Annotated in this window: 1 protein-coding gene and 2 pseudogenes; 2 read left to right on the forward strand and 1 reads right to left on the reverse strand. The window is 57.6% G+C overall.

From position 1 onward, the window contains the following. Positions 1-210 (reverse strand): annotated as a pseudogene (locus tag BKN05_RS11970) (MFS transporter); the annotation flags it as partial. Positions 211-502: 292 nt separating this feature from the next. Here BKN05_RS11970 and BKN05_RS11975 point away from each other — a divergent pair. Then, on the forward strand, positions 503-2,554 hold the full coding sequence (locus BKN05_RS11975) for a BCCT family transporter (RefSeq protein WP_286688738.1): 2,052 nt from the start codon (positions 503-505) through the stop codon (positions 2,552-2,554). Between the two features lie 147 nt (positions 2,555-2,701). Further along, positions 2,702-3,084 (forward strand): annotated as a pseudogene (locus BKN05_RS11980) (hypothetical protein); the annotation flags it as partial.

The raw sequence follows: 3,084 nt of genomic DNA on the forward strand, positions 1-3,084 counted from the left end.
GAGCGAGCCCGCCAGCACCAAGAGCCCTGCCAGCAGGAAGCTGTAGATGTCGATGATCCACAGCATTTGCGCGGAAGTGGGACCGAGGCCTGCGCTGATGGCGGGCACGGCGATGCTGATGACGCTCATGTCGATGCTCAGCAGCAGCACCGGGCCGACGAGTGTGGCCAGCGCGAGCCAGCGTGCGACAGGGGATTGCGACGTATCCATGTGTTTCAGCACCGCCTTGTGGGTTAAACGATTGTTTTTGGGTCCTGAGCAGGTGACGCAGGACTATTTGGCCGGGTGGCCAAGTTGACTTCCGCTATTGTGCCACACACTTGGCCGAGTGGCCAACAATGGGCGCTAAGAATACGCTGTATATTCGACGTGATTTATGCGACAGCCTGCCTTATAGTTGCTTAGCAGTTGTCTCGGAATTTGTTGAGAAATGCTGGGAACGGCAAAAACAGCAAAGAGAACACACCCTAAGAATTGAAGAACAGTGACAAGGAGAGCGGCGATGGCGGACAATGATGCCGAAGGTGCGGGCACGAAAGCCAAACGCATCCTGCGGGAGGTGACATACCCGCACAATATTCACCCCGCGATGGTGCCGGGAGTGTCCGTGGAGGATCAAAAGATCCGCTATCGCGTCGACAAGCCCATGCTCACCGTGGTGGGCGGCTTGGTCGTGGCGTTCATCCTGTGGGGCGTGCTGGCTCCGGAGCAAGTTTTCGACGTGTCATCCACGGCCCTGGATTGGATCATGACCAACCTGGGGTGGGTGTTCACCATGATCGCCGTGGTGCTGTTCTTCATTCTCCTGGTGCTCGCGTTTTCCAAATACGGCCGCATCCCGCTGGGGCTGGACGATGAGAAGCCCGAGTATTCCACGCTGTCCTGGGCAGCGATGCTGTTTGCGGCTGGTATTGGCATCGGCATTATTTTCTTCGGGCCGTATGAGCCGCTCAGCCACTATTTTTCCCCGCGGCCGGGCGCGTATGAGCCCGTCAGCGAAGAAGCAATCAAGGGTGCAATGGTGCAGTCGACGCTGCATTGGGGCGCGAGTGCCTGGGCGATTTACGGAATCGTCGGCCTGTGCGTCGCCTATGTTTCTTTCCGACGCGGCCGCGTACCGCTGATGAGCTCGATCATGCTGCCGCTGCTGGGGAATCGTTCCACGGATTCGCTGCCAGCGCGCATTATTGATGGTTTGGCGATCATTGCCACGCTATTCGGTACCGCCGCCACATTGGGTATTGGATCTTTGCAGATCGCCAGCGGATTCGAAGTAGTTTCTGGCTGGTCGACGGCGGGCAATACGGTTGCACTGATCATCATCATGGTGCTGACCATCGCGACGATCGCCTCGGCGGTCTCGGGCGTGGCCAAGGGAATTCGTGTGCTGTCGAATGTGAACTTGGTGCTCTCGATCGGCATCGCGGTGTTTTTCTTTGTCGTTGGTCCGACCGCGTTTTTGATGAACGCATTGCCAGCGGTGATGATCGAGTATTTCGCATCGTTCGGTGATGCGATGTCCGCGCACATGGGCGAAGGCGAAGAGATGCAGGCGTTCTTGTCTGCGTGGACCACGTTCTACTGGGCGTGGTGGATTTCCTGGGCGCCATTCGTCGGGGTGTTCGTCGCCAAGATTTCCCGTGGGCGCACCATCCGCCAGTTTGTGCTGGGCGTGTTGTTTATTCCGTCGACCATCATCATGACGGCGTTTGCTGTGCTGGGTGGTACGACGATTTGGCTGCAAAACCGTGATCATTCGATCGCGCCTGATGACACGGCGGATTCGATGCCGGCGCCGGAGGAGATTTTCTTTGTGGTGCTAGACCAGTTGCCGGGCGCGCACATTATTGCGCCGATCATCATCGTGGTGTTGATTATTTTCTTCGTGACGACGGCTGATTCTGCGTCGCTGGTGAACTCGCAGCTATCGCAGAAAGGTAACCCTAACCCGAACCCGTGGATTACGACGTTCTGGGTTTTGTGCATGGCTGGTATTGCCGTGGTGATTTTGCTTTCGGGCGGGCAGGACGCGCTACGCGGTATGCAAAACCTGGTGGTGGTGACGGCGTTGCCGGTCGCGTTCATTTTGATTTTGATGTCAGTGGCATTGTTTAAAGAGCTACGGAATGACCCATTTACCGTGCGCCGAATTTATGGTGACCGTTTGGTGGCGAATTCGGTAAAACAAGGCGTGTCGAAATACGGCGACAACTTTGCGTTGTCGATTGAGGAATGCCCGCCGGATAGCGATTATTCTGCTGGTGGTAACTGGGATTCGCATGCCACCGAGAATGTTGCTTGGTACACGCGCACCGACGAGCAGGGGCGCGCCATTGAGTACGACTACGAGACCGGCGAGTACCTCGAGGATATGGAACCGTACGACGCCACCGAACGCGCTGCACGTGGGATAGCCGAGCAGGTTGCGGTGGACGACGAGGATGTCACTGACGACGCTCACGGTGCTGGCGACGCTGGTGGCGCTGGCGTAACGCCCATAGTGGTATCGGCAGGAAGCAATGCGAAGTTCATTGCCGAAAATTTTATAAACTAGCCGGTGCTCATCTGTGATTCTCCGCAACCAGTAGCCCTGAAATCCCGTTGAGTGCCTTCGCCATTTTCGAGCTGTTCAATTGAGGCTAATAGTCGGCGAGCATTAGCCGGCTGGTGCTTTTATGTTTGCAATCTCTGTGCTTCTACAATGAAGCAGGTGACTGAATCGCCACACCTGCACCATGAGCCACCGACACGGCAGCCGAAATCCCAGATCAGCGTGCCACCAGCCGGGCCCGCATGGGCGGCTGCGGTGATGGGAAGTGCCTCGCTTGCGCAGGTCGTAGAGATCTACTGGGGTGCCAGCGGTGCCGGACATCCCGCCGCGGTGGCGTGGTATTTCATCGCGACTGCCATGCTGGTGTGGGTCATTGCGGGGTTTGTACGGCACCGCAACCCGCAGTTTGTGCCCGAACACCTCCCCGCATGGGCGATGACGGCGATGGGGATCCTTGCGCTGTCGATGGCGTCGTCTGTGGTGCTCGGCTGGTGGTGGTTACACACCGCCTACTGGGCAATTGGCACGGTGCT

It is taken from the genome of Corynebacterium sp. S5S1 (genome assembly GCF_001913985.1).
Classification (GTDB): domain Bacteria; phylum Actinomycetota; class Actinomycetes; order Mycobacteriales; family Mycobacteriaceae; genus Corynebacterium; species Corynebacterium marquesiae.